Annotated in this window: 27 protein-coding genes, 1 rRNA gene and 1 pseudogene; 20 read left to right on the top strand and 9 right to left on the bottom strand. The window is 47.5% G+C overall.

Features of this window, described 5'->3' with window-relative positions:
* Window positions 1-91 precede the first annotated feature (91 nt).
* On the top strand, window positions 92-430 hold the full coding sequence (lrs14, locus tag HS1genome_RS11490) for an Lrs14 family HTH-type transcriptional regulator (RefSeq protein ID WP_126451173.1): 339 nt from the start codon (window positions 92-94) through the stop codon (window positions 428-430).
* A 135-nt stretch (window positions 431-565) separates the two neighbouring features.
* Window positions 566-1,702 (top strand): annotated as a pseudogene (locus tag HS1genome_RS11485) (RNA-guided endonuclease TnpB family protein).
* Window positions 1,703-2,157: 455 nt separating this feature from the next.
* Here the strand turns inward: HS1genome_RS11485 and ahcY are convergent.
* The 3 genes from ahcY to HS1genome_RS11470 are packed head-to-tail and all read right to left on the bottom strand — an operon-like array spanning window position 2,158 to window position 4,729.
* On the bottom strand, window positions 2,158-3,405 hold the full coding sequence (gene ahcY / locus HS1genome_RS11480; protein ID WP_126451172.1) for an adenosylhomocysteinase: 1,248 nt from the start codon (window positions 3,403-3,405) through the stop codon (window positions 2,158-2,160).
* A gap of 41 nt (window positions 3,406-3,446) precedes the next feature.
* Window positions 3,447-3,908 carry a nicotinamide-nucleotide adenylyltransferase gene (locus HS1genome_RS11475; protein WP_420877957.1) on the bottom strand — a complete coding sequence of 154 codons (462 nt, stop codon included), beginning with the start codon at window positions 3,906-3,908 and terminating at the stop codon, window positions 3,447-3,449.
* Window positions 3,909-3,919: 11 nt separating this feature from the next.
* Window positions 3,920-4,729, bottom strand: a complete 810-nt coding sequence (locus HS1genome_RS11470) for an SAM hydrolase/SAM-dependent halogenase family protein (protein WP_308423739.1) — start codon at window positions 4,727-4,729, stop codon at window positions 3,920-3,922.
* Window positions 4,730-5,821: 1,092 nt separating this feature from the next.
* Here HS1genome_RS11470 and cobT point away from each other — a divergent pair.
* Both cobT and yciH read left to right on the top strand, forming a co-directional pair.
* The gene (gene cobT, locus HS1genome_RS11465; protein WP_229768294.1) at window positions 5,822-6,811 is read left to right on the top strand and encodes a nicotinate mononucleotide-dependent phosphoribosyltransferase CobT; all 990 of its coding nucleotides are present in this window, start codon (window positions 5,822-5,824) and stop codon (window positions 6,809-6,811) included.
* 65 nt (window positions 6,812-6,876) lie between these two features.
* Entirely contained in the window at window positions 6,877-7,185 is a 309-nt protein-coding gene (gene yciH / locus HS1genome_RS11460; protein WP_126451168.1) for a stress response translation initiation inhibitor YciH, read from the top strand.
* Window positions 7,186-7,932: 747 nt separating this feature from the next.
* Here the strand turns inward: yciH and HS1genome_RS11455 are convergent.
* Window positions 7,933-8,718, bottom strand: a complete 786-nt coding sequence (locus HS1genome_RS11455) for a metallophosphoesterase (protein ID WP_126451167.1) — start codon at window positions 8,716-8,718, stop codon at window positions 7,933-7,935.
* 232 nt (window positions 8,719-8,950) lie between these two features.
* Here HS1genome_RS11455 and HS1genome_RS13250 point away from each other — a divergent pair, with 232 nt between their 5' ends.
* On the top strand, window positions 8,951-9,169 hold the full coding sequence (locus HS1genome_RS13250; protein WP_126451166.1) for a hypothetical protein: 219 nt from the start codon (window positions 8,951-8,953) through the stop codon (window positions 9,167-9,169).
* Window positions 9,170-9,213: 44 nt separating this feature from the next.
* Here the strand turns inward: HS1genome_RS13250 and dnaG are convergent, their stop codons facing one another.
* The 5 genes from dnaG to HS1genome_RS11425 all read right to left on the bottom strand — a co-directional run bounded on the left by dnaG (window position 9,214) and on the right by HS1genome_RS11425 (window position 12,612).
* On the bottom strand, window positions 9,214-10,431 hold the full coding sequence (gene dnaG, locus HS1genome_RS11445) for a DNA primase DnaG (protein ID WP_126451430.1): 1,218 nt from the start codon (window positions 10,429-10,431) through the stop codon (window positions 9,214-9,216).
* Between the two features lie 7 nt (window positions 10,432-10,438).
* Window positions 10,439-11,515, bottom strand: coding sequence for a tyrosine--tRNA ligase (locus HS1genome_RS11440; RefSeq protein ID WP_126451165.1), 1,077 nt, complete (start codon window positions 11,513-11,515; stop codon window positions 10,439-10,441).
* Window positions 11,516-11,601: 86 nt separating this feature from the next.
* Window positions 11,602-11,910, bottom strand: a complete 309-nt coding sequence (locus HS1genome_RS11435; protein ID WP_126451164.1) for a hypothetical protein — start codon at window positions 11,908-11,910, stop codon at window positions 11,602-11,604.
* Between the two features lie 41 nt (window positions 11,911-11,951).
* On the bottom strand, window positions 11,952-12,347 hold the full coding sequence (locus HS1genome_RS11430) for a secondary thiamine-phosphate synthase enzyme YjbQ (RefSeq protein WP_126451163.1): 396 nt from the start codon (window positions 12,345-12,347) through the stop codon (window positions 11,952-11,954).
* Between the two features lies 1 nt (window position 12,348).
* Window positions 12,349-12,612 carry a hypothetical protein gene (locus tag HS1genome_RS11425; RefSeq protein WP_197721493.1) on the bottom strand — a complete coding sequence of 88 codons (264 nt, stop codon included), beginning with the start codon at window positions 12,610-12,612 and terminating at the stop codon, window positions 12,349-12,351.
* 33 nt (window positions 12,613-12,645) lie between these two features.
* Between HS1genome_RS11425 and HS1genome_RS11420 the strand changes: the two genes are divergently transcribed.
* The 15 genes from HS1genome_RS11420 to rrf all read left to right on the top strand — a co-directional run bounded on the left by HS1genome_RS11420 (window position 12,646) and on the right by rrf (window position 21,882).
* Window positions 12,646-13,959, top strand: coding sequence for an AIR synthase related protein (locus HS1genome_RS11420; RefSeq protein WP_126451161.1), 1,314 nt, complete (start codon window positions 12,646-12,648; stop codon window positions 13,957-13,959).
* Window positions 13,960-14,350: 391 nt separating this feature from the next.
* Window positions 14,351-14,833: a 30S ribosomal protein S13 gene (locus tag HS1genome_RS11415; protein ID WP_126451429.1), complete on the top strand. Its 483-nt coding sequence runs from the start codon at window positions 14,351-14,353 to the stop codon at window positions 14,831-14,833.
* A 9-nt stretch (window positions 14,834-14,842) separates the two neighbouring features.
* Window positions 14,843-15,361, top strand: a complete 519-nt coding sequence (locus HS1genome_RS11410) for a 30S ribosomal protein S4 (protein ID WP_126451160.1) — start codon at window positions 14,843-14,845, stop codon at window positions 15,359-15,361.
* A complete protein-coding gene (locus HS1genome_RS11405; protein WP_126451159.1) occupies window positions 15,351-15,749 on the top strand; it encodes a 30S ribosomal protein S11 in 399 nt (132 codons plus the stop codon). Before HS1genome_RS11410 ends, HS1genome_RS11405 begins: the two co-directional genes overlap by 11 nt.
* Window positions 15,750-15,754: 5 nt before the next feature.
* Window positions 15,755-16,543, top strand: a complete 789-nt coding sequence (locus tag HS1genome_RS11400; protein ID WP_126451158.1) for a DNA-directed RNA polymerase subunit D — start codon at window positions 15,755-15,757, stop codon at window positions 16,541-16,543.
* Window positions 16,543-16,893 carry a 50S ribosomal protein L18e gene (locus HS1genome_RS11395; protein ID WP_126451428.1) on the top strand — a complete coding sequence of 117 codons (351 nt, stop codon included), beginning with the start codon at window positions 16,543-16,545 and terminating at the stop codon, window positions 16,891-16,893. The genes HS1genome_RS11400 and HS1genome_RS11395 overlap by 1 nt, the downstream gene beginning before the upstream one ends.
* Window positions 16,893-17,330, top strand: coding sequence for a 50S ribosomal protein L13 (locus HS1genome_RS11390; protein WP_126451157.1), 438 nt, complete (start codon window positions 16,893-16,895; stop codon window positions 17,328-17,330). The genes HS1genome_RS11395 and HS1genome_RS11390 overlap by 1 nt, the downstream gene beginning before the upstream one ends.
* Window positions 17,320-17,742, top strand: a complete 423-nt coding sequence (locus HS1genome_RS11385) for a 30S ribosomal protein S9 (protein WP_126451156.1) — start codon at window positions 17,320-17,322, stop codon at window positions 17,740-17,742. Before HS1genome_RS11390 ends, HS1genome_RS11385 begins: the two co-directional genes overlap by 11 nt.
* Before the next feature lie 8 nt (window positions 17,743-17,750).
* The gene (locus HS1genome_RS11380) at window positions 17,751-17,951 is read left to right on the top strand and encodes a DNA-directed RNA polymerase subunit N (RefSeq protein WP_126451155.1); all 201 of its coding nucleotides are present in this window, start codon (window positions 17,751-17,753) and stop codon (window positions 17,949-17,951) included.
* A gap of 10 nt (window positions 17,952-17,961) precedes the next feature.
* Entirely contained in the window at window positions 17,962-18,639 is a 678-nt protein-coding gene (gene rpsB / locus HS1genome_RS11375; RefSeq protein WP_126451154.1) for a 30S ribosomal protein S2, read from the top strand.
* Entirely contained in the window at window positions 18,636-19,478 is an 843-nt protein-coding gene (gene amrB / locus HS1genome_RS11370; RefSeq protein ID WP_126451153.1) for an AmmeMemoRadiSam system protein B, read from the top strand. The genes rpsB and amrB overlap by 4 nt, the downstream gene beginning before the upstream one ends.
* Entirely contained in the window at window positions 19,471-20,142 is a 672-nt protein-coding gene (locus HS1genome_RS11365) for a hypothetical protein (RefSeq protein WP_126451152.1), read from the top strand. The genes amrB and HS1genome_RS11365 overlap by 8 nt, the downstream gene beginning before the upstream one ends.
* A gap of 256 nt (window positions 20,143-20,398) precedes the next feature.
* Window positions 20,399-21,535 carry a DUF1512 domain-containing protein gene (locus HS1genome_RS11360; protein WP_126451151.1) on the top strand — a complete coding sequence of 379 codons (1,137 nt, stop codon included), beginning with the start codon at window positions 20,399-20,401 and terminating at the stop codon, window positions 21,533-21,535.
* A 10-nt stretch (window positions 21,536-21,545) separates the two neighbouring features.
* A complete protein-coding gene (locus HS1genome_RS11355) occupies window positions 21,546-21,728 on the top strand; it encodes a hypothetical protein (protein ID WP_126451150.1) in 183 nt (60 codons plus the stop codon).
* 34 nt (window positions 21,729-21,762) lie between these two features.
* Window positions 21,763-21,882 (top strand): 5S ribosomal RNA (gene rrf / locus HS1genome_RS11350).
* Window positions 21,883-21,896: the final 14 nt, after the last annotated feature.

Below are 21,896 nucleotides of genomic sequence, written 5' to 3'. Positions count from 1 at the left end.
CTGATTAATGCTATTAGAGTTTGTTTGTGAAGTTAAAGCCTAAGCTACCTAAAATAGAAAAATTTTAAAGCGTGGAAAGGATGTAATTATTGTGGAAACGGAGGTTGAAGATCCCGTAAGACTAAGGGAGCTGAGGGACCCTGTGAAATGTTGTTATAAGGTGAGTGATACCGACGTCGAATGTCTAATAAGAATAGTTGAGCTAAGTAAGCCGATCGACGCGGAAGAGATGTCTAAAATTATGGGACTAAGCAAAACCACTGTAGAAACTAGTCTTAAACGCTTGATGGAACTGGGACTTGTGGTGAGGAAGAGACTAGAAGGAAGAAAAATAGGTAGACCGAAGTATGTCTATTCCACTATAGATGGGTTGATGAGTAAGGTCAAGAAAGATCTAGATCAGTGTGTTAAGCGTATAGCTCTGATGTAAATATTTTAGGAAGACTAATGCTGTACGGTAAACAGAGTTAAGGAAAGGTAATTTATGATTACAAAGGAACGAAAGCCTCGCCCCTTCTATGGGCGGGGATGAAAGTTTAAACGCTTCTTTTTCTTAAATTTCATGATGGCTATGAGGGGTAAAAAAGCGATCAGAATAATAGTTTCGACGAAGGTCGCCCTCACTGAACCCCTCCTGGCCCTCGTGAACAACTACGTGAAAGCACTACGTTTCGCCCTCTTCTGGTCGAAAGAGAACGCGGAAAACTCAAACGAAAAGGGAGTCCTATCAAGTGTCCACGAGGCGTTGTATAAGAGGTTGAGGGAGGAGTACAACCTACCTTCAGAGGTCGCCGAGGACTGCTATCGTGACGCCCTCTCAGTACAAGGGTTGGTTTAGCAATCCGAGAAGAGGACGTTTCCCTAGAGTATACAAGCCAACCGTTTGGCCAACACCTAAAGCGAGCTATAACGTGAACTTCGAGAGAACGACCGTTAGGATCGCTGGCGTTGGTGAACTCCCAGTCTTAGGCTATCCCAGAAACCTGAGGGAGTACGCTAGCTGGAGCACGAAGGAGGCTAGTAGTCAAGGGCGACAAGGCTTTCCTCAAAGTAGTCTTTGAAAAAGAGGAAGAGAGAGTTGAGCCCAAATCAAGCGTTGCGGTGGACGTTAACGTGAACGAAATAGTCGTTGGAAAGGATGACACACACTACGTTAAGATACCGACTCGTCTCGAAGAAGTTCATTGGAAGTCGTTAGCCGAGAGGTTGCAGAGGAAGTACCCGAGAAGGTGGAAGGAGAACAAGAAGATACTGAACAGGATCCGTACTTTTTCACCTAAAAGCCAAGAGAATTATGGAGGATTTAGCTAGGAAAGTTGGAAAGTGGATCGTTGATGAAGCCAAGAGGTTAGGCGCTAACGTAATTAAGCTTGAGAACCTCAGGAACCTCGTAAAGAACGTGGATAAACCATCGAAGGAGTTTCACGATAAACTCTACTTGATGCGATATCGCCGCGTTCAGTACTGGATTTCTTGGCAAGCAACGGAGCACAACGCGATTGTTGAGTTCGTTAGTTACTCTTCCGTGACTTGCCCTAAGTGCGGTAGAAAGACGATAGAGGAAGTGGCTCACCGTTGGCTTAAGTGCTCGCGTGGTTACGAGAACGACCGTGACGTTGTCGCAATCGTGAACTTGAATGGGAGGGGGTCTCTGACCCTCTCTACTGCCCCTCAGATGAGAAATGTAAAACCGAACCGATGAGGGGAACCCTCGCCCTTTAGGGCGGGGAGGAAGTCAGAACGAAAAGTAACAATAATCCTCAGACCTCGGCTGTAAAAGCTAGGTCTCATCCTTGGGACTGTCGGTACTAACGGCTGTGGAAAAACTACCTTCCTTAACCCTTCTTCCACGCGGTGAGTTTCAGAACGGTCCCCTGGACCTCCGCTATGGTGAAGGAGGATCGAGGTTTCCTCAGGAAGGAGGAGATCTTCGAGGCGAGGACAACCTGTCCACGAGGCCGCGATAGTTCATGGGAAAATTCATTGAACGTCGACGACCTCCCACGCGGATTTGAGCTCCGCCCTGAAGGGAAGACGCGTCCCTCGCCTTTGGACTCCGTGGAGTCCCACGAGCCAATCGATCTGGATGACCGCCCGGCCGAGGGCTCGATCGCGAATCAATGTGATACGAAATGAGAGTGTAGAGACAAACGAAAGTCAGGTGCCGTATCTCCATTGCTTCACATATTCTCTCTGTTCCATCGTCATTTCATCTATCTCCACTCCCATGGTCTTCAGTTTAGTAGCGGCTACGAAGTTATCAATGTTAGGTGGAACATTATACACTTTTTTCTCCAACTTGCCTTTATTCTTCACCAGATATTCTACTGCCAAGGCCTGATTGGCGAAACTCATATCCATTACCTCGCTCGGATGTCCCTCTGCGGCTCCCAAGTTTACTAATCTACCTTCAGCAAGTAGGTACAATGTCTTACCGTCCTGTAGAACGTATTTCTCGAGTCCGATCCTAAGGGTTTCTCTCTTCGTTGCAATTCTCCTTAGGGCCGCTACATCTATTTCTACGTCGAAATGTCCAGAATTGGCAAGCAGAGCACCGTCCTTCATGTTTTTCAAGTGTTCCTCTCTTATTACTCCCTTGTTTCCTGTCGCCGTAACAAACAAGTCACCTAGGCGGGCCGCTTTACTCATTGGCATGACGTCGAAGCCGTCCATTGTGGCCTCCAACGCTCTCACGGGATCCACTTCTGTTACTATTACCTTAGCTCCCATCCCACGCATTCTAGTCGCTATCCCTCTTCCTACCCATCCATAGCCTGCCACCACAACTGTTTTACCAGCTAGCAAGACGTTGGTCGCTCTTAATATTCCATCTACCGTACTTTGACCAGTTCCTATTCTGTTATCGAAGAGGTACTTAGTGAAAGCGTTGTTGACGGCAATAATGGGATACCTGAGTACTCCTTCTTCCTCCATGACCTTCAACCTATTAACACCAGTGGTGGTCTCCTCGGTTCCGCCTAGGACTTCCCCACCTTCACTTGACTTCTCATGCATAAAGCTGTGCAGATCCGCCCCATCATCCATGATCAGATCCGCCCCATCCCTCGTTATTTCAACCATGTTTTGGTAGTAGTCTTCCAGAGACTCACCTCGCCATGCGAAAACTCCTATCCCTTCTGAGGCCAGGAAAGCCGCCACGTCATCCTGAGTAGACAAGGGGTTGCTTCCTGCCAACTTAACTTCTGCTCCTCCCGCTTTAAGAGTCAGCATTAGAGCTCCCGTCTCCTTCGTAACGTGAAGTACAGCCGATATTCTTGTTCCCCTCAAGGGAAGTTCGCTCCGAAATCTCTGTCTGATTGACATGAGAACCGGCATATGCTTCTCTGCCCACTCTAGCTGTTTCCTGCCACTGTCACTTAGTTTGATGTCCTTTACCTTATACATAGGTCTCGCTTCTCTGACGTCTGTCTAATAACGTTTCCCCTTCACTTGTCCGAGCCCGCTATGTCCTTTAACCTCTCGTCTCCATGTATCTCCTCAACGATGTAACGGTGCACAGATTTCGGAACTAGTTCGGACCAATTTTCGCCAACTATAATATATTTTCTGATGATTGTTGAATTGTATTTTTCTCTATTGTAGAGAGGTGGCATTTCAACTTCGTATCCAGCCTCCTTGAAAAGCCTGAGAACCAGCGGATTGCGGGCGAAGACCTTACCGAATTTAGGAACGTGGATCTTAACATGATAGACCCACACACTATTCATCAAGACATCCGATATAGGCACCACGATTGTTCGTTCATCCAACCCATACTCCTTTAGTCCCATCCTTATCATTTCTATTCTTTCGCCCGCTGTGAAGGGGTTAGAAAGGGTGTGACTCTCTTGGGCACTACCAACTAATACCACGAGCTCGTCGACTCTATCCAGGGCCCACTTGACCACATTTAAGTGGCCTAGGTGGAACGGCTGAAATCTCCCTGGGTATAACCCCCTAAGCAAATACTCTCGCCCTCCCTTGTATCAATCACCTTATTAGCGTTTCCCTTGTTAATTCCTAACTCCACGAAATCGTAACTGTTTTTGTAGATTATTAGTTCCCCAGGTAATCCCTCACCGAAAGTCCTTACCTTTTTCGCTTTATGTTGGACGCCGTTTATGGAAATAATAGGGTCCCCCAGCTCAGGCAAGTGTGTTATGCTAGTGGCTACGTTACCGAAGTGATCTACGAAGAGTACTACTCCGCATCTCAGGTCACCTCTCTGTTCTTCTGTGAATTCCAGTCTGAGCAAGCTAAAAGGATCTACTGGCGAACCTAGTGAGGAATCGGGAACTCCCAACGACTTAAAGGCCGCCGCTGGAGCGAAGACGTCTCTGCCGTGAAAAGTAGATGAAATTTGAGGGCCAAGGTGGATGTGGGGGTTTGTTAGTTCGTAGGCGGCCAGCAATCCATCCTTCTGAATCGAAGGGTATAGAACACCGTTATCTGGTCCCACGAAGTAGTAATGCCTAGTTCTCACAAGTAAAGCCCTCCTATTTGTGCCTACTCCTGGGTCTATGACAACAAGAAATATGGTTCCTTTCCTGAAACTCTGGAAGGAAGTATATAGAAGATAGGCCCCGGCGTAAATGTTAAACGGTTTGCTCTCTGAAGATATGTAAGTTATCGTGGCCTCCCTGTTAATCTTTCTGATTATGCCTGTCATTACACCGTTATAGTTATCGCCTGTACCAAAATCTGTTAGAATAGCTATTTCTCGTCCCACGGAGATGAAGAGTCCCCTTCCAAGTAAAAAGATGTTTTCGATTAACGTAGGTTGTTCCTTACCGAATTTTCTGTGAATACTCCCTTGTGTTATCCTCTATCCCTAGGCTTCATCCAAGCATGGTTACCCAGTAAACAACCTCGGCCTCAGGACTAGGCTCCACCTCGCGGCGGGAACTTCCTACTTCCAGAAACGACTCCGATCCCCCTTAACCTGAGTTGAAGGCTGATCGAGCTGTCCTATGAACCCCCTCTCCGCTAAAGAGGGATTGCAGGGCTCATCCTCCGCCGGAACTATAGCCGAACGAGTACGACCTAGCTCTTATAGCAAGGCTCTAGATAACTATTTTCGTGTGCAAAACGTTTCTATAATGGGCCTTCCCTCTGGAATTGGAACTTTCGCTTCCTGGTTCCATTAAGTTAAAAGGACTTTATCTCTATCTGGGGTTGAGGGGGGAGACCGTAGTGAGAGACGGACAACCCCTTATATTTAACACAGCGAGGGGGTTGGGGGAAAGTCCCCTTCCGTGGGGACTGATACCCCCTCATAGAAACGTTTTCGTAATGAGACTCCAACGTCTTCTAGACATCGGCCGTGAGAGCTGGGTCGCACCCTCTGGACTGGGGGAACTCACGCCCGTGGAGAGGAAACCCTCCGCGATCCCCCTCCCGTACTGTTCACAACGGTTCCACTGAACCTCCGCTACGTAAGGAGATCGAGGTTCCTCCGAGGAGCGGGACTCACCGCGAGGACGCCCCGTCCGCGAGGGCGTGGTAGTTCACAAAAAACACAATGGGAGGATTCGAACTAGACACATCAATAAAGCGCGTTCCAATCCGTATCTCCAAATTCCCTAAGAGCTGTGGGCTGAGGAAACCCTGGGAGAGGAATTCGCTTTTGAGACTAGGTTAGCTGTTCTACCGCAGACGAATTGAGGGGGCTTCCTGCCATTAGCAATGAAATGATGAAATTGAGGGTGGTAAACCAAGAACTCAGAAATAGCCCTGAGGGGGACTCCAAACCTCTAGGACTGTTAACCCAGCTCTAAGGCTCCCTTTTTATAAGTCAATTCCTAATCTCTCGAGTTGTGGGGTGAATTTGGATCTCTTCCTACTTGTAATAGGAACTACCGATACTAGTCTCATACCTGGAATTACGTTGGCCGGGGCGTCTCCAGAACTGACTCTGTTCACACCAGCTGCCGATGCCGAATATCTCCTCACAGGTTCTACGAAGAGTATAGTAGGGATCCCAGTAACTCCTTCTGGAATACCTACGCCCGCCATAATCTCTAGGGCATCCATAAAGCTCCTAGGAATACCTCATTTGGTTGTAAATGCTGGATCAAGGATAAACCCTCAGGTTCCATATCTTCGAGTAGGAGAGACTCCTGGCAGGGACATTAGGAAACGTGCTTTCCTAAAGGAGGAATTTGAGGAAATTTTCGGTATGGCCAAACAGTTGGGAGCATCCCTGGATTTCGTGGGTTCTCTAATCGTTGGCGAATCTATTCCAGGAGGAACAACTACGGCGGCAGCGACTCTAGTGGGACTAGGATATGAAGCTGGAGATAGAACCAGCTCTACTTCTCCTCATAATCCAAAGGAACTGAAGAGAAGGGTCATTTCTCAAGCTATTGCCAATGCTCCCAAAGAGTTGTTACCTAGAATTGCGGCTTTAACGGACCCTGTGCTGACGGCAATTGCTGGTTTAATGGCGGGTTTTAAGGGAAGGAAGGTCCTTGCGGGGGGAACACAAATGCTTGCTGTAGTCGCGATATTGAAGGCACTTTCCTTTCCCATAGACGAAGTAGAAATAATTACGACAAAATGGGTAGTCGAAGACCCGTCAGCAGACTTCCTTGGACTCGCTAAGGAATTAGGTGTGAAGGTGAGCAACTCCACCCTAGACCTCTCTGACTCTAAGTTCCCTGGACTAAGAGCCTACGAAGAAGGGTATGTTAAGGAAGGGGTAGGGGCTGGAGGATTAAGTTACATGGCTATTTCCGCGTTCGGGCATCAAAGAGTTATAGAGTCCATAGAACGAGAGTATATTATGCTAACGAAATTAAACGTGAGTTGAGATAGCTTGGTGACCTTCTTCAACAGAAAAGTTCAAAAGATCGGGACGTGAGCTGGATTTTACAGATGGCTGAAGATACAAGTCTGTGTGGAGGGCTACCTCCTGAGGTCTGTGAGCAGTTAAATAAGGAGGAGCAATTAATTAAGATAAAACTAGAGAAGAGAAGATATGGTAAGGACGTTACAATAATTGAAGGGATAGATAGCTCAGATCACGATTTGAAGAAAATAGCATCAGACCTCAAGTCAAAGCTCGCCACAGGCGGTACGGTCAAAAACAACAGGATAGAACTTCAAGGAGACCATAGGGAAAGAATCAAAGAGATTCTTGTAAGTATGGGATTCCCATACTCCAACATCCTTGTAATAGAGTAGAAAATTTGGAGTTAAGGTTCTAGATCATGAGGAGCTCATCAGTGAAAAATCAAAAGTAGCGCGAAATAAATATAGCTCTTATTCACACGACAGTTGAAAGTGATTTGGCAATGTGTGAAAGTTAACATGCAAGTGTTATAATCTCGATCTGGATCTCGTATGCATGTAAGTGCACACGACTGTGGAGGTGCCATTCCTAATACCACATTAGGTACTCGTTATCTAGAAATGAGGTCTAGAAAGGGCTAGACCATTCATGAACTAAGATATAACTTTAGCTTCTTAGTCTATTTTCACTAGGTGCTCACTGTTCTTTAGCTTAATTAGGGTATATGTCCTGGCGTTAACTTTCTACGGCTTAATCCCAGGAACAATTAAGGATCCTTGCGCTCTTTCCATAAATAGTTACAAAAAAGGAGTTAAGAGGGCGTAAGACCGTAGTGAGGACGGATGGCCCCCTTGCACTAGTTTTTCCGTACATCTATCAGAAATACCAACGACGTCTCTCCACCAACTCCACTGGGGCCTCAACGGGACTTAGGGAGAGAGACGAACAACATTCTTCCTTATTCCCTCCTCAAGAGATTTGGAGCTCAGCGACGAAAGTCCCCTTTTCACGTGGAAGAGTTCCCCCCCCCCACCGCTCACCGGAGACGCGATCCCGAACCGACGGTGGTAACCACGACACCTTTGCAGTAGAACCCCTTCCAGGGCGGAGAGGAAGTCAGCATATAGAAGTAGAGATGACTAGAGATAGATCTTAGTAAGGCTCTGCCCGGACATGACTAGCATTCCTGCAGACATGTGATGGTACCTACTCGAAAACACTGTTATCACTTTGCCATCCATATCGAACCTGAAACCGTCAGCTACCTCGTGGCCACGAATCAACCTCGTAAGGTCGTTATGGGTTAGAAACTCTTCAGTGACATCCCTTCCAAACAGGAAGGCTCCATCACCTCGCTCACTTGGTACAAAGCCAGTAACCTCCTCCCTGGGGTCGTTCCATAGAATTTGGAACGCCTGTGGATCGTCGGGATTGATGTCATATGAAGGTAACATTTCGATCTCTTCTACGTCCCTGATCCCATTTGATAGTCCTCCGTGCACGCATAGTACCTTATTTACTAAGGCCGCGTAGGGCATCGAGGAGAAAAGTTCTTCGAACTCCACGTACGCATCACTTCCGAACTTCTTCGTTACTTCACTGTAGAAGCCATAGTACAGGTTGGTGAGAGGACTCTCATGATTTCCTCTAAGTACTATAACCTTTTCAGGATTTTTTATAAATATGGAGAGTATTTGTACTAGATTCTCCACCCCTGTATCTCCTCTGTCAACGTAATCTCCTAGAAATACTAGCTTGTCCAACAACGGAAAGTAGTGTTTGATCACCTTATCTGTGACGTCGAGAGCTGTATGGGTATCTCCAACAAATCCCACTGTTCTAGCTTCCATCCTCAATAATGGTCCTCGTTCCCTCATGATCTCTGTCGCCTTCTTAATCAAGGTCCTTACTTCGCTCCACTCCATGGAGGTAAGTTCAATCACCTGCTTTAAAGCAAGGATTAACCAAATACCATGCTCGTAAGACCTTAAAGGAGCTATGTCTCGGCTAAGCCATTTTACGAAAATTGGGGTTGAGGGGGCGGAAAGTCTCGCCCTTCACGGCGGGGACGGATAGCCCCCTCATATTTATACTTCTTTGTTAAAATTTCTCTTAGTGGTACTAACGACGCTCCTCCCCAGCTCGATCTAAGGTTTAATGGGACTGAGGGAGGAGCAGCTATTATCTCCTTCTCTTAAGGGACTAGACGTAATGGGTGAAAGTCCCCTCCTCTTCAGATGGGAGTGGATCTCTGATCCACTCGACTGCCCACCAGATGAGGGATGTAATCCCGAACCGATGGTGGGAACGACGATCCCTTTGGGAGGGAACCCTCGTCCCTTCCAGGGCGGGGAGGAAGTCAGGAAAATCCGCTAAAACCCACCTGTAAGAGCCGCCACAATAGGGAAAACGTAAAAACACTATGTAAGCATATCGGTAAAGGTGAGAATCTTCACGTTTTTAGGCCTTTTAGTCAATCCTCCAACTCTAGCTCCTACTAGAAGCTTGATATTTCTTTCCGATGCCAGCTCAAGTAATCTCTGCGTTATCACCCCGTCAAATATTATGTAGGTGGCGTTGTTGGACCCTCCGTTTTCCAGCTTTGGTATTATGTCCCTAACCTGCACTTTCTCAACAGGATTCCACGACTCATCGAAGATTATACCCTCTAGAGTGCCAGGGAGCTTCTTTACCTCCTCTAGGACAGTGTTAGGCATGGTGATCACTTCCTCTGGCCTCTGTTCCTGAACTACCACCTCTTGAGGCTGCACAGTCTGTGCTAGTGTGGCCGTTCTGGCTTCTCTAACCTCAGCCTTAGCTTCCTGCCTCTTGAGGTACTGACCTAGGGGCATCATGTTGGAGAGGGCCTTGGCTATCTCCTTTCCTGTCAGCTCCTCTACTTCCCTCCCTTGTGGTGCCCTAGCTACATAGTCTATTCTGGCGTCTGAGTTAATGAGTTGCTTAAGGATGAGATCCCCTCCATGATCTCCATCCAAGAACGCGATGACCATCTTCTTCTGCTTCGAGAGTCTTATGGCAGACTCGGGAATCCTCCCTGTAGCTCCCTCTATTCCTAGGGTATTCTTATAGCCGTACCTGAGCAAGTTTATGACATCTGCCCTTCCTTCCACTATTATGAGGTTGGGATCCTTATCGACGTTGGGCCCAGCAGGGAGCTTCTCTGGACCGTATTCTATGATTTCCCCAGTTCTGACGGAGCTAGTGACTTCGTTTAATACCTCTCTTATGTCTAAGGTTTTCTCCTTACTCCAAGTGGAGAGTATCTCCTTAGCACGGTCTATGATCTTCTTTAACTTCTCTGCTCTAATGTCCTGGATCTCCACAAGCTGGAACTTGATATTGTAGGGGCCTGCCTTATCTACGTTCTCTATCATTGATGCAATAAGTGCTGTTTCAACCCTGTCCAGGTTTGAGGGTATTACGACCTCTCCTTCAGTCCTATTATCCCTCCTCCTGAGCTCAACCGTTATTCTTCCCAATCTCCCCTTGTCTTGGAGCTCTCTTAGGTCGAACTCCTCCCCGAAGAGATTCTCGGTTTGTCCGAATATGGCACCTATTATGTCTGGTTTGTCAACTATGCCGTCGACTTCGAATTTGAAAACAACGTTGTACTTCAACATAATGTCACCTAGTCACGTTAGACACTATGTTCCTTATCAGTGCGTCGAACTCAGAACGATTGGAGAGGTGCTTCCTCACAGGTTCAAGGATCTGATTTACTTTCCTAGCCGTGGCTGCCTTAAGATCTAGGGGGTGAACCTTTCCGTCCACATATGCTCTTTCAAGCTCCTCGTAACTTTCAAACTTTACATCACCTCCGTATTTTGCGGGTCTCTCCACCGTGAGCGTCTCTCCATCTTCCCCAAATATGATGTACCTATTTATCCCGAGTATGGGATTACCATCTACCTGTCCAGCAGGGCAGTAAGCCATCTTTATCTTTCTCTCTACTTCCTCCGGAGAGTCGTGGACGAATATAGCAGTCTCTGGCTTTGACTTGCTCATCTTCACCGTGCTCAGTGCCTCGTCCTCTTCTAAGTTCATCCTACTTCCTCCCTGTAGACCAACTAGAAGAGGAACGTGCATTCCTATTACCTTCTTCTTTCCAAGTTTGTCCGCCACATCCCTAGCCAGCATATGTGCCTTACGTTGATCAATTCCCCCCAATGCCAAGTCTAAGTCCATGTAAAAGATGTCGGAAACTTGCATTGCTGGGTAGATTAGTTTGGACGTATCTAACTCGGCCTCCTCAGCTTTCCTCCCCATTATAGTCATAGCTCTTTTCATCCTCGCTAGGCTCGTGTTTTTGGCGACGTTGAGAACTAGCTTCCAATACTCTTTGTCCTCCACGAAGTTCTCAGCGTCAAGCACCTTCAAGCTCGCAGTGTCTACTCCCACTTGCCCCAGGACTTCTATCGTATATTTTCCTACTAGCTTTATCTTATCCATATCTCCTCCCATCTTGTCGTTTATCCATGCGTGCCAGGTCGCAATTAAGACATTCATTTGTACTCCCGCCTTCTGCATGTCGCTTAACTTCCTTGCCCAGATGAGCCAGCCAAGGTGGAAAGGCCCGCTTGGTTCAAACCCAATGTAACCCTTAAGCTTCTCCCCCGTACTTACCTTGGATTTGAGCTCCTCAAGGGTTACTACTTCCTCGAGGTTGCGCGTGAGCAAACGTAAACGCTCGTTTACATCCAAATGTGAAACCCCTAACTAAATACCCTTTAACTCCCGTAATAAAAAGTAATGAGTCCCGGGCACTGCCGCACTCCGGAACGGAAACACTACTCTCCTTCCAGCTCCTCCTTAAGTATGAGGACGACGGGGTGACTTTCCCCGAGGTCCCTCTCCAACAACATCAAAAGGACCTGGGGTTCTATATCGGTCTCAATAACCCTCTTGAGAAGGGCTTCAATGAAGAGAAATGACTTGTCGAAATCTGCTTCGTCTTCGGTCCTCTCTTCTACCCAACCTGAATCCTCTCCTCCTCTCCTTAGGAACTCAATATATTCATCTGCCAGTTGTTCTATGCACTCCTCATCGTCACATTCGCTTAACCTGTGAGAGAGTGAGAACGAAAGTAGAGGGGGCATTAAATTACCACAAGGTGTACTGCAGTGACGGGAAAAAAGCTTTACTTCATTGCCGTTTTCAACCCTATTACCCTTCTCCTAGGTCCGTCAAACTCTAACAATATCACGCGCTGCCAAGTTCCTAGATCCAACTTCCCGTTACTCACCGGCAAGAGTCTCGAGTTTCCCACAATCGCACTCGAGAGGTGTGCGTGGCCGTTATTGTCAATTCTATTGTGGAGATAGTCCCCGTTTATTGGGAACACTCTTCCTAACCACTTCACATAATCACTCATCAGCCCCTCCTCGGCCTCATTCACTATGAGGCCGCATGTGGTGTGCTTTACATAGAGAAGAACTACTCCATCTTCAATTCCCTTAAGCCTATCGTTTACTTCGTTAGTAATATCTATGGCCTGCAGTCTAGAGGAAGTGTTTACCTCGAATTCGACCTTCAATTTAGGTCATGGGGTTTGATCCCCTTCCGGGCTTTTTGATTAGTTCGCTCGGGATCTTTACGTTCTGTATAACGGGTTGTGTCTGAATTGCGTAAATGGGAAGTCCAGTGTTGGGGTCGTTTCCAACGCGTATTACTCCCGTAACGAAAACTTTCATTTTAAGGACGGAGCCGTCCTTTAACTTTATGGTGACCCAGGGGATCTCCCCTTCAGTCTCAAACTCTACCACCGTAGGTTCTCCTTGAGCAACTATTGGCGCTCCCACAACCCATATTTTATAGTCGCATTTATTAACGGTATGGATCTTGAAGGAATAACTAGGCGTCTTCTGGATTCTGGAAGAGATCCTTTCAATGAATTACCGAAACTAATCTCTATTTATAGAGGAAATGTCCAGGGAAGAGATCCCTTCATCGAAGCATTAGTGGAGGAGGTTAGGAACTCGAGGAGCTCTAACCAGTTCTCCTTCTCTCCAGTAGGTCTACGGGCAGGAGAGGCCGGATTAGGGTCTAGAGGTGTCGGAGATTACGACGTTCACTCGGCGTTACTTGAGGCCTCAGGATCAGATCCTCGTTCTTTCGACGACGCTGGTCTAGCTGAGGACGTCCTTGTTTCCGTAGACGGAATTCATTCTAGGTTGAGCTTTTTTCCTTACTTAGCTGGGTTCCATGCTACTAGGGCGGCCCTCAGGGACGTGATGGTGAAGGGAGGAAGGCCACTGGGGGTGTTGGTTGACATACACCTGTCTGACGATAGCGACGTCTCAATGCTGTTTGACTTCGAGGCTGGAGTCACGACTGTGACCGATTTCCTAAAGATAAGGATACTCGCGGGAAGCACGCTCAGAATAGGAGGCGATGTAGTGATAGGGGAAAGGATAAGCGGTGGGGTGGGAGCTATTGCTAAGGCGCCTCCCAAACCGCTCGGCAGAGCAAATGTGAAGCCCGGCCACTACGTGGTCATGACTGAGGGTCATGGAGGAGGAACAGTTACAGCCACAGCTATTTATCACGGCAGACCGGATGTAGTAGAGGCCACTATTAACTTGTACGATCTATTGTCGTGTCAGTTGGTGAGAGATCGGCTGCTAGATTACGTGGATGCCATGACAGATGTCACTAACGGAGGGATAAGGGGAGATGCGCTTGAGGTTTCGAGGCTAACATCGACTTCACTGGTGATCTACCCTGAAATCTTCAGGTCCTTGATAGATCCCCACGTCCTTAGACTCATGGATGATGTTAATGTGGATCCTTATGGAATCTCAATAGACTCGATAATGATATTTACAAAACATCCAGATCTCATAATAGGAGAACTTTCATCTAGGGGAATTAAGGCAGACGTCGTAGGAAGAGTTGAGAACTTCATCGGCTTCCCAATGTATGTGGAAGAGGATGGAAAGCTCAGGGAGCTTAGTCCTAACTTCAGGGAATCTCCCTACACCCCAGTGAAGAAAGTAATAGGCAACAGTTCCAAGTACGATCGGACAGCTAGAAATATGTTAATCTCTAAAGCGTTGGCTGCCTCACTTGAAAAGAAAAAGAGGTTCTCTTCGTTACTTAATTCCTCTGAGGTTAAGGGGAGGAAAGACCCCTCAAATGTTGGCTAATGGCTCTCACGCAAAATATCTCTGACAGGAAAAAACTAGACGAAACTAGTCTCGTACCTCACCTTTAGGAGCCGTATCCCCGCCGCCTGTACGTATCTGGAAAGGCTGGTAACAACTTCGAGCGCCAGGTGTGGGTTCAGCCAGGTCGAGCACCCAAACGCTCTTCTGAACGTCTGCGGAGGTGCGCCTACTTCCCATTAGCGTTGTCACAGGTAGCGGGATCGCCCCACTAAGGGGGTGGAGAAGGAACTGGTTTCCCTGTGAACCTGAGGAAGCCCAAGGGCTTGAAGATTAAACACGAATTCGTGAAAATCAATGGAGTCCAAACCTCAGCTCGGCCTCTGTTAAATTTAAAACCAGTGACACGTAGGAGGTTGTGAACGGTGTCGCAATGTCAAGTGGTCAGGAGTTCAAATACATTGTGAGGCTCTTCGGCCAGGATACTGATGGCAGATATAAGGCAGCCTATGCATTGGCCATGGTCAAGGGCATCGGTTACAACACAGCTAAGGGGATACTCCTTAAAGCTGGTCTAGATCCCAACAAGAGGCTTGGTAACTTTACAGATGCCGAAATAAAGAAAGTGGTAGCTTTGGTCTCCTCGAAAAGGATAGAGGGGCTTCCTGTCTGGATGTATAACAGAAGATCCGACTACGAGAGTGGAACAGATCTTCATTTAGTAACTTCTGACCTCCTTTTCTATGCCAGAGAGGACATAGAAAGGGAGAAGAAGGTGAAAAGCTGGAGAGGGATTAGACACTCTTTGGGTCTAAAGGTACGCGGACAGAGAACTAGGACCACAGGAAGAACAGGAGGTACCGTGGGAGTCAGGAGAAGTAAACAGGGACAGCAACAACAGCAGCAGAGTAAGTAGGCGATGTAAATGGGAGATCCTAAGAGGGCTAGGAAAAAATGGGAGGGACCCTCAACTCCTTGGTCCAAGGAACAGTTAACGCGTGAGCAATCGCTTTTGGGAACTTATGGATTAAGAAATAAGAGAGAGATCTACCTCGCGAGAACAATAGTTAAGAACCTAAGGTTGCAGGCGAGAGGTCTATTGGCCTTACCACCTGCTGAACGCGCAGCTAGAGAGAAACAGCTGACGGCTAAAGTGTTGCGGTTAGGTCTATCTGACAAGGAGGAATTGACAGTTAGTGACGTCTTGGCCTTGACCGAAGAGGACTTGCTAAAGAGGAGGCTGCAGACAGTGGTTTACCAAAACGGACTCAGTAGAACAATATATCAAGCTAGGCAGCTCATAGTTCATGGTCATATAACAGTAAACGGTGTAAGGGTAACCTCCCCATCTTATATAGTGAAGAGAGGTGACGTGGTAGACTTCTATCCCACAAGTGTTTTCAAGTCAAACCCGCCAGTGGAGGTGAAGAAGGATGTCCAGTAGAAGAGAAATAAGGTGGGGTTACGCTCACATCTACGCCTCTCAAAACAATACTATCATAACTGTGACTGACGTTACGGGTGGAGAAGTAATAGCCAGAGGTAGCGGAGGAATGATGGTAAAGGCGGACAGGGAGAAGCCTTCTCCTTACGCAGCAATGTTGACTGCGTCTAAGGTGGCGTCCGATGCCATAGATCGGGGCATAATGGCTGTGCACATAAAAGTGAGGGCGCCAGGAGGCTACGGATCGAAGATTCCAGGTCCGGGTGCTCAACCTGCTATCAGGGCATTGGCAAGGTCAGGTTTCGTGATAGGACGAATAGAGGATGTCACCCCAGTCCCCCACGATACTATCAGGAGACCTGGCGGCAGACGTGGTAGAAGAGTGTAAGAAAAATGTCGGTGAAAGTTTTAGAACTCACTCCCACCTCGGTGGAACTGGAAGTTGAAGGGTATCCCCTGGGCTTCGTTAATGCTATAAGAAGAGCATCAATGCTTTATGTGCCAGTTATGGCTATAGACGAGGTATACTTCATAGAGAATAACAGCCCTCTTTACGACGAAATCCTAGCACATAGGCTTGGGCTTATTCCATTCACCAGTGACGAGGCCATAGATCACTATGGACGGCCAGAGGAGTGTGCGGAATGTGTTGAGGGGTGTGAGAAGTGTTACAGTAAGATCTACCTAGAGGCCGAAGGTAGGGGAGCGACGATCATGGTATACTCTAGAGACATAAAGTCGGAAGATCCTGCTGTGGTCCCAACCTCGAACGATATTCCCATAGTCCTCTTAGGTCCTGGTCAGAAGGTGTCCCTAGAAGCGAGGCTAAGGTTAGGGTATGGTAAAGAACACGTGAAGTTCAGCCCAGTTGCAGTAGCTGTGAGTCGATACTACCCCAAGGTGGAGATCCTAGGCGAGTGTGCGGAAGCCTATAAGGTGTGTCCAGCAGGTGTATTCTCTTTGAATAACGGTAAGCTTGGCGTGAAGAATGAACGCTCCTGCATTCTATGTGAAGAATGTCTCAAGTATTGTGAAGGGAAAATAAGAGTGAGTTCAGTTCCTAACAAGTTCATTCTGAGGTTGGAAACTGTAGGCTCGGTGAAACCTCAAAGAATTTTAATAGAAGCTAGCAGGAGTATTCAGCGTAAGTTAGAGGAGCTGAAGGAAAAGGTGAACACGTGATGGTCGAGAGCGGTAGCACCAACGTGGTGCTAAGGAAATTAATTTATGAATTGGGCAAGCAACATGCACCGGTGTGGAGAAAAGTAGCGGAGGAATTATCAGTGTCATCCAGAAGGAGAGTTGAGGTTAATGTTGGAAAGGTAAACAAACTCCTACCTGAGGGAGCCGTAGGCGTAGTACCAGGAAAAGTTTTGGGAGCTGGGAAAGTAGATCATCCAATTGTTGTAGTGGCCTTCGATTTCTCTAGGTCAGCTGTATCGAAGATCCAGTCCGTAGGAGGAAGAGCGATCCCCTTGACCCGCGCTCTAAGTGAGGTGAAGGATCTTAAGGCTGTGAAGGTGGTGAAGTGATGGAGGAATTAGTATTGGATGGAGAAGGACAGATCCTCGGTAGAATGGCAACCATGATAGTAAAGCAGTTAAAGCAGGGTAAAACAATCATTGTTGTTAATGCGGAGAAGGTGGTCATAAGTGGAGAATTGAGCAGAGTCTTGGCAGGATATAGATTGCTCATGGGAGTAAGGACAATGTTTAACCCCTCTAGGCAAGGTATCAGGAGGCCACGAAATCCCATTTCATTAGTGAAGAGAACAGTCAGGGGGATGCTGCCTGACAATCCGTCTGGTAATGTTATGTACAGGAAACTCAAAGTTTACGTAGGGGTCCCAGAGCAATATGTGGAAAGGAAGAAGGTGAAGTTTCCAGAAGCCCACGTCGATAGGCTTAAAGGTAAGTATGTCACTGTTGGAGAGTTAACAAGGGAGCTTGGGTGGAAGAGTGAGCTCTGAGGAGAAACAAGGGAAAAGTATCGTAGGGAGTGCGACCAGGAAAAAGGCCACCGCCAGGTGTCGTGTGATACCTGGAAAGGGGAGAGTTTTCTTCAATGGGGTACCAGTAGAGCTAATGCCCATAGAGGTGGCCAGATTGAAGATCATGGAGCCTCTTCTGCTACTAGGAAGAGATAGATGGTCATCCATTGACGCCTACATTGAAGTCCAAGGGGGAGGGATAATGGGTCAGGCGGAGGCAGCCAGAGTGGCCTTGGCTAGAGCGTTGGTTCGATTCACAGGAGACGAAGAGCTGGAGAACCTGTATAGGTCTTACGATAGATATATGTTAGCAGGTGACCCGAGGAGAACCGAGTCTGAAAAATGGATGAGGTATAGCGCAAGAAGATGGAGGCAGAAGTCCTATAGGTGAATTATGGAATGATCGTACCGGTTAGATGTTTCACCTGCGGAGCAGTAGTAGGTGACAAATGGGAGGCCTTTGAAGCGAAAGTGGAGGTAGGGGTGCCGCCAGGGGAGGCGTTGGACGAATTAGGTGTTAAGAGGCTTTGTTGCAGACGTATGCTTCTTTCCTACGTAGATATAATCCATGAGCTAGTGCATTACACCAGACCTATATGAGGCGATTATGATGTCCGAAGAGGAAAAGGGTTCTAGGCTAACGGAGGAAGAGAAGGCAGAGCTTCAGAGAAGTGAGAAGGGAGGAGAAGTAGAGCTCCTAGTACCTCTGGAGAATTACTTGACAGTGGGAGTCCACATAGGGACCCATAGTTGCGGCTCATTTATGAAGAAATTCGTTTATAGAGTCAGACCTGAGGGCCTATACGTTTTGGACGTAAGAAAAATTGATGAGAGGTTGAGAGTAGCAGCTAAGTTCCTTTCCAGGTTTGATAGTTCCTCAATTCTAGCCGTTGCGGCCAGACAGTACGCTTTCACCCCCGTTCAAAAGTTCGCTGAGGTTATAGGGGCAAAGAGTATCGTGGGAAGATTCGTTCCAGGAACGCTTACCAACCCTTACCTCTCCAGTTACATTGAACCTGAAGTCTTAGTTGTCTCGGATCCTCGGGTGGATATGCAAGCCATTAAGGAAGCTTCTGAGGTGGGAATACCCATAGTGGCCTTTGCAGATACTGACGTAAAGGTGGACTTTGTGGACATCTTGATTCCCTGCAACAACAAGGGAAGGAAGTCACTGGCCTTACTATACTGGGCCCTAGCGAGACAGGTGTTGAGAGAGAGGAAGGAGTTAGCTCCAGATGGCGAGTTGCCTGTCTCTGTTGATGAGTTCGAGGTGAAAGTAGCTCAATGATAAGAAGGCCAGCAGTGGCTGGCTCTTTTTACGAGGATGACGCTGAGGAACTTAGGAGGAGAATATCTTGGTGTTTCACCCATAATGTAGGGCCAGGGTTCTTCCCTCGAATATTCGAGGGTGGCCCAACTAATCTTTACGTCGTCCCTCATGCTGGCTACATATATAGTGGGCCCGTTGCTGCCCACGTTTATGCCGAGTTAGCGGCTAGGAATTCCCCCCAACTAGTGGTAATACTGGGTCCGAACCACACTGGACTAGGATCTTATGTTTCTGTTTATCCGAATGGGGAATGGGAAACGCCATTGGGTAGAGTGGAAGTGGACAACGAGGCAGTCATCAGGCTTGCCCATGAAAGTGAAGTTATGGACCTAGATGAAAGGGCACATCTATACGAACACTCAATTGAGGTTCAGTTACCTTTCCTTCAATTCATTTTCGGTTCGTCATTCAAGATAGTTCCAATAGTTATATCTATGCAGACCCCAGAAGTGGCGGAATATATCTCGGAGGGTATTCTGAGACTCATGAAACTTAAGGAGGATAACGTAGTGGTCCTCGCGAGCACAGACCTGAATCATTACGACCCTCACGATGAGACGTTGAAAAAGGACGAGTTAGCGTTAGATAAGATATTGAGTCTGGACTACAGAGGTTTGTATAGTGTAGTAGAGGAAATGGGAGTTACCATGTGTGGCTATGGACCCACTATGGTAGTGATGAGAATCGCCAAGAAGTTGGGAAAGAAGGCCAGACTCCTCAAGCATGCCACATCAGGAGATACCTCGGGCGATAAGAACTCTGTAGTTGGATACTCCGCAGTGAAATTCAGTGATTAAAGTTCCCTTAGTCCTGTCTGGACTCTATTTGCCAAACGTAAATAACCCAATTCTTTTAGCATGGGCATATGCAGAGGCTGAGCTGATCTATGAGGAACCCTCGGGGGTCAGTGAGTTTCTTTCCATGTTTTGGGAGGCGTCTGGATTCGAGTGTAAACCATTGGTTAACCTGAGAGGGCCTTTACCGAAACTCAGCCGTTACATAGTGTTATCGTTAGAAATAGTGAAGAGAGCTCGCGAAGAGTGTGGACTACCTATAAAGGAGAAAGAGATCTGGGAGATGCTGGAACTCCTAGACGGCGCGCTGATGGATTCTCCGTATGTTGAGGGACTCAGAAAGGTTCAAAGGTACCAGTCCCCCATACTCTACCGAAAGGGAGAAGATCCTGTGCCAGTCGATGTCCGTGTTTACAAAGTAAGACCTCTTATGTGGTACCCAGTAGGCGATCCTTTAATTCTCGATAATTCCCTTGTCCACCTCGCTGGGATAGTTACGATCAAGTTAGCGGAAACTGGTAGGAAGGAACTCAATATAGTGGAGAATGGACTTTGGACCTCTATCTATGGTGTAGTCTCTCCACCTTACAGCTGGCTTAAATGGGTGTGGGATGGAAAAGAGGCGGCACTCCTCGAGATCCAAGAGTTGACTTCCTCATCGGCTTGAAGGGATTGCGTTTCCTCGAGGTCTCATACACCATACTAAGCACACTAATCGATTATGGTTTACCTTTCAATTCCTTCTAGACGTTTGGCTGATGGAAAGACATCGACTGTAGACGGCAACGTTTTAAAACTTTCATCCTCCTCAGAACCACTAGGTATTGCCTTTCTTTTCCTCAGAGCTCAACAGAGCGAGAAATTCGGTGTTAGCAAAAGCTTAATTTGGCTATGTCCGGGTGGATCGTTAAAGTGTATCTTGTATGTCCTTAATTGCGTTAGCCGCAGCGGCCGCTCAGGGCTCAACTTCTGCCCTACTCTCTACATACATACCATTCTTCGTACTTATGCTGTTCTACGTGATATTGTTCCTACCTGGAGTCGGTCAGAGGTTTCAATCCTATTTCATAACTAGAGAAATAGAGCAACGCCTTATGGTTCTGGAGAAGTACGCCAACGACGCCAGGAACACCACGGAGAAACTCCTGAAGGAAAAGGGAGCAAAGGACCCGAAAGGACTGACAGAAAGGCTGGCGGAGATCTTCGTAATAGACCCTGTCAGCATAGAACCCACAGATATAATAGGTAGAATGAGGCTTCTCCTCAGGACAGGCCAGGGGAAAGTCAAGAGCATGATTAAACTCTCTGTGCCCAACGCAGATCCAGTTACAGTAAGCAAAATTGAGGTATCGGCCGAGATAACAAATGCCCTGAACATGGTTTACAAGGTTGTGAGGCACTACCTAATCCAGGCCAAGAAATTGAACAACTTCTATCTCCTGTTCCAACTTCAAATGGTTGTGCCCATGCTAGTGAAGATAGCTGAGTCGTACGACAGGGCTCATAAGACGTTCGTAGAAGGGAAACCAGTTGGAGATTCGTTGGGACCTATGGTGGCTTCTAGATTCCTCCTTAACTCCGAAAAGAAGTGGCAGGTGAGTGACGAGACCATTGCTGGAGAGACCTACTATGAGGGAAGGAGACTAATAGTGATAAAAGCAGAGGGACCGATGGCGACGGTTGGAACTCCTGGAGAGGCGGTAGAGAGGGTTGTGGAGGAAAACAAGGGAAGAGTAAAAAGGATAATAACGGTTGACGCTGCCCTGAAGCTAGAGGGGGAGAAAACAGGAAGTATAGCCGAGGGGACTGGGGTAGCTATGGGTGACCCAGGTCCTGAAAAGATAGCGATTGAGAGAGTAGCGCTGAAGTATCAGATTCCAATAGATGCCCTAATAGTGAAGATGGGAATGGACGAAGCGATAATTGAGATGAAGAAGGAAATATATGAAGCGGTAGATCCTGTCGTGGAGATGACGAAACAGATAATAAAGGAAAGGACAGAGGAAGGGGACACCGTAGTTGTAGTTGGAGTGGGCAATACGAGTGGCGTCGCTCAGTGAGGGAGGACGAGTGTCAGAGCAGAAGACCCAAACGTCCACAATCACAGTGGTGAAGTGCATGAGCTGCGATTACAATGCTGAGAGGGAATACAAGGAGGGAGACTATGTGATGAAAGTCGAAGGAACCTGTCCGAAAGACGGCGGGAAGCTCTACATCGCAGGTATTTATATGAAGGAAGTTCGAAGGAAGTAAGTTTTTTAAGGGGGCTGGGTTAGGGTTATATTGTCCAACCGGCCATGGTGAACGGGAAACACCCGGACTCATTTCGAACCCGGAAGTTAAGCCGTTCACGTTCGGCTGGTAGTGGGACTCCGTGAGGACCCGCAACCTGCCGGAGCCGGTATGGACTTATAATTGAAT

Origin of the sequence: Sulfodiicoccus acidiphilus, assembly GCF_003967175.1 — an archaeon.
Classification (GTDB): domain Archaea; phylum Thermoproteota; class Thermoprotei_A; order Sulfolobales; family Sulfolobaceae; genus Sulfodiicoccus; species Sulfodiicoccus acidiphilus.
Note: the sequence above shows the minus strand (reverse complement) of the source record. Positions and strands in the feature narration are given on the sequence as shown.

Bases quoted from the DNA above. Each gene is read 5' to 3' on its own strand.
- ahcY (WP_126451172.1), bottom strand. From the start codon at position 3,405: ATGTATAAGGTAAAGGACATCAAACTAAGTGACAGTGGCAGGAAACAG.
- yciH (WP_126451168.1), top strand. From the start codon at position 6,877: ATGGCTGAAGATACAAGTCTGTGTGGAGGGCTACCTCCTGAGGTCTGT.
- HS1genome_RS11455 (WP_126451167.1), bottom strand. From the start codon at position 8,718: ATGGAGTGGAGCGAAGTAAGGACCTTGATTAAGAAGGCGACAGAGATC.
- HS1genome_RS13250 (WP_126451166.1), top strand. From the start codon at position 8,951: ATGGGACTGAGGGAGGAGCAGCTATTATCTCCTTCTCTTAAGGGACTA.
- HS1genome_RS11435 (WP_126451164.1), bottom strand. From the start codon at position 11,910: ATGCCCCCTCTACTTTCGTTCTCACTCTCTCACAGGTTAAGCGAATGT.
- HS1genome_RS11420 (WP_126451161.1), top strand. From the start codon at position 12,646: ATGGATCTTGAAGGAATAACTAGGCGTCTTCTGGATTCTGGAAGAGAT.
- HS1genome_RS11415 (WP_126451429.1), top strand. From the start codon at position 14,351: ATGTCAAGTGGTCAGGAGTTCAAATACATTGTGAGGCTCTTCGGCCAG.
- HS1genome_RS11410 (WP_126451160.1), top strand. From the start codon at position 14,843: ATGGGAGATCCTAAGAGGGCTAGGAAAAAATGGGAGGGACCCTCAACT.
- HS1genome_RS11405 (WP_126451159.1), top strand. From the start codon at position 15,351: ATGTCCAGTAGAAGAGAAATAAGGTGGGGTTACGCTCACATCTACGCC.
- HS1genome_RS11400 (WP_126451158.1), top strand. From the start codon at position 15,755: ATGTCGGTGAAAGTTTTAGAACTCACTCCCACCTCGGTGGAACTGGAA.
- HS1genome_RS11395 (WP_126451428.1), top strand. From the start codon at position 16,543: ATGGTCGAGAGCGGTAGCACCAACGTGGTGCTAAGGAAATTAATTTAT.
- HS1genome_RS11390 (WP_126451157.1), top strand. From the start codon at position 16,893: ATGGAGGAATTAGTATTGGATGGAGAAGGACAGATCCTCGGTAGAATG.
- HS1genome_RS11380 (WP_126451155.1), top strand. From the start codon at position 17,751: ATGATCGTACCGGTTAGATGTTTCACCTGCGGAGCAGTAGTAGGTGAC.
- rpsB (WP_126451154.1), top strand. From the start codon at position 17,962: ATGTCCGAAGAGGAAAAGGGTTCTAGGCTAACGGAGGAAGAGAAGGCA.
- amrB (WP_126451153.1), top strand. From the start codon at position 18,636: ATGATAAGAAGGCCAGCAGTGGCTGGCTCTTTTTACGAGGATGACGCT.
- HS1genome_RS11360 (WP_126451151.1), top strand. From the start codon at position 20,399: ATGTCCTTAATTGCGTTAGCCGCAGCGGCCGCTCAGGGCTCAACTTCT.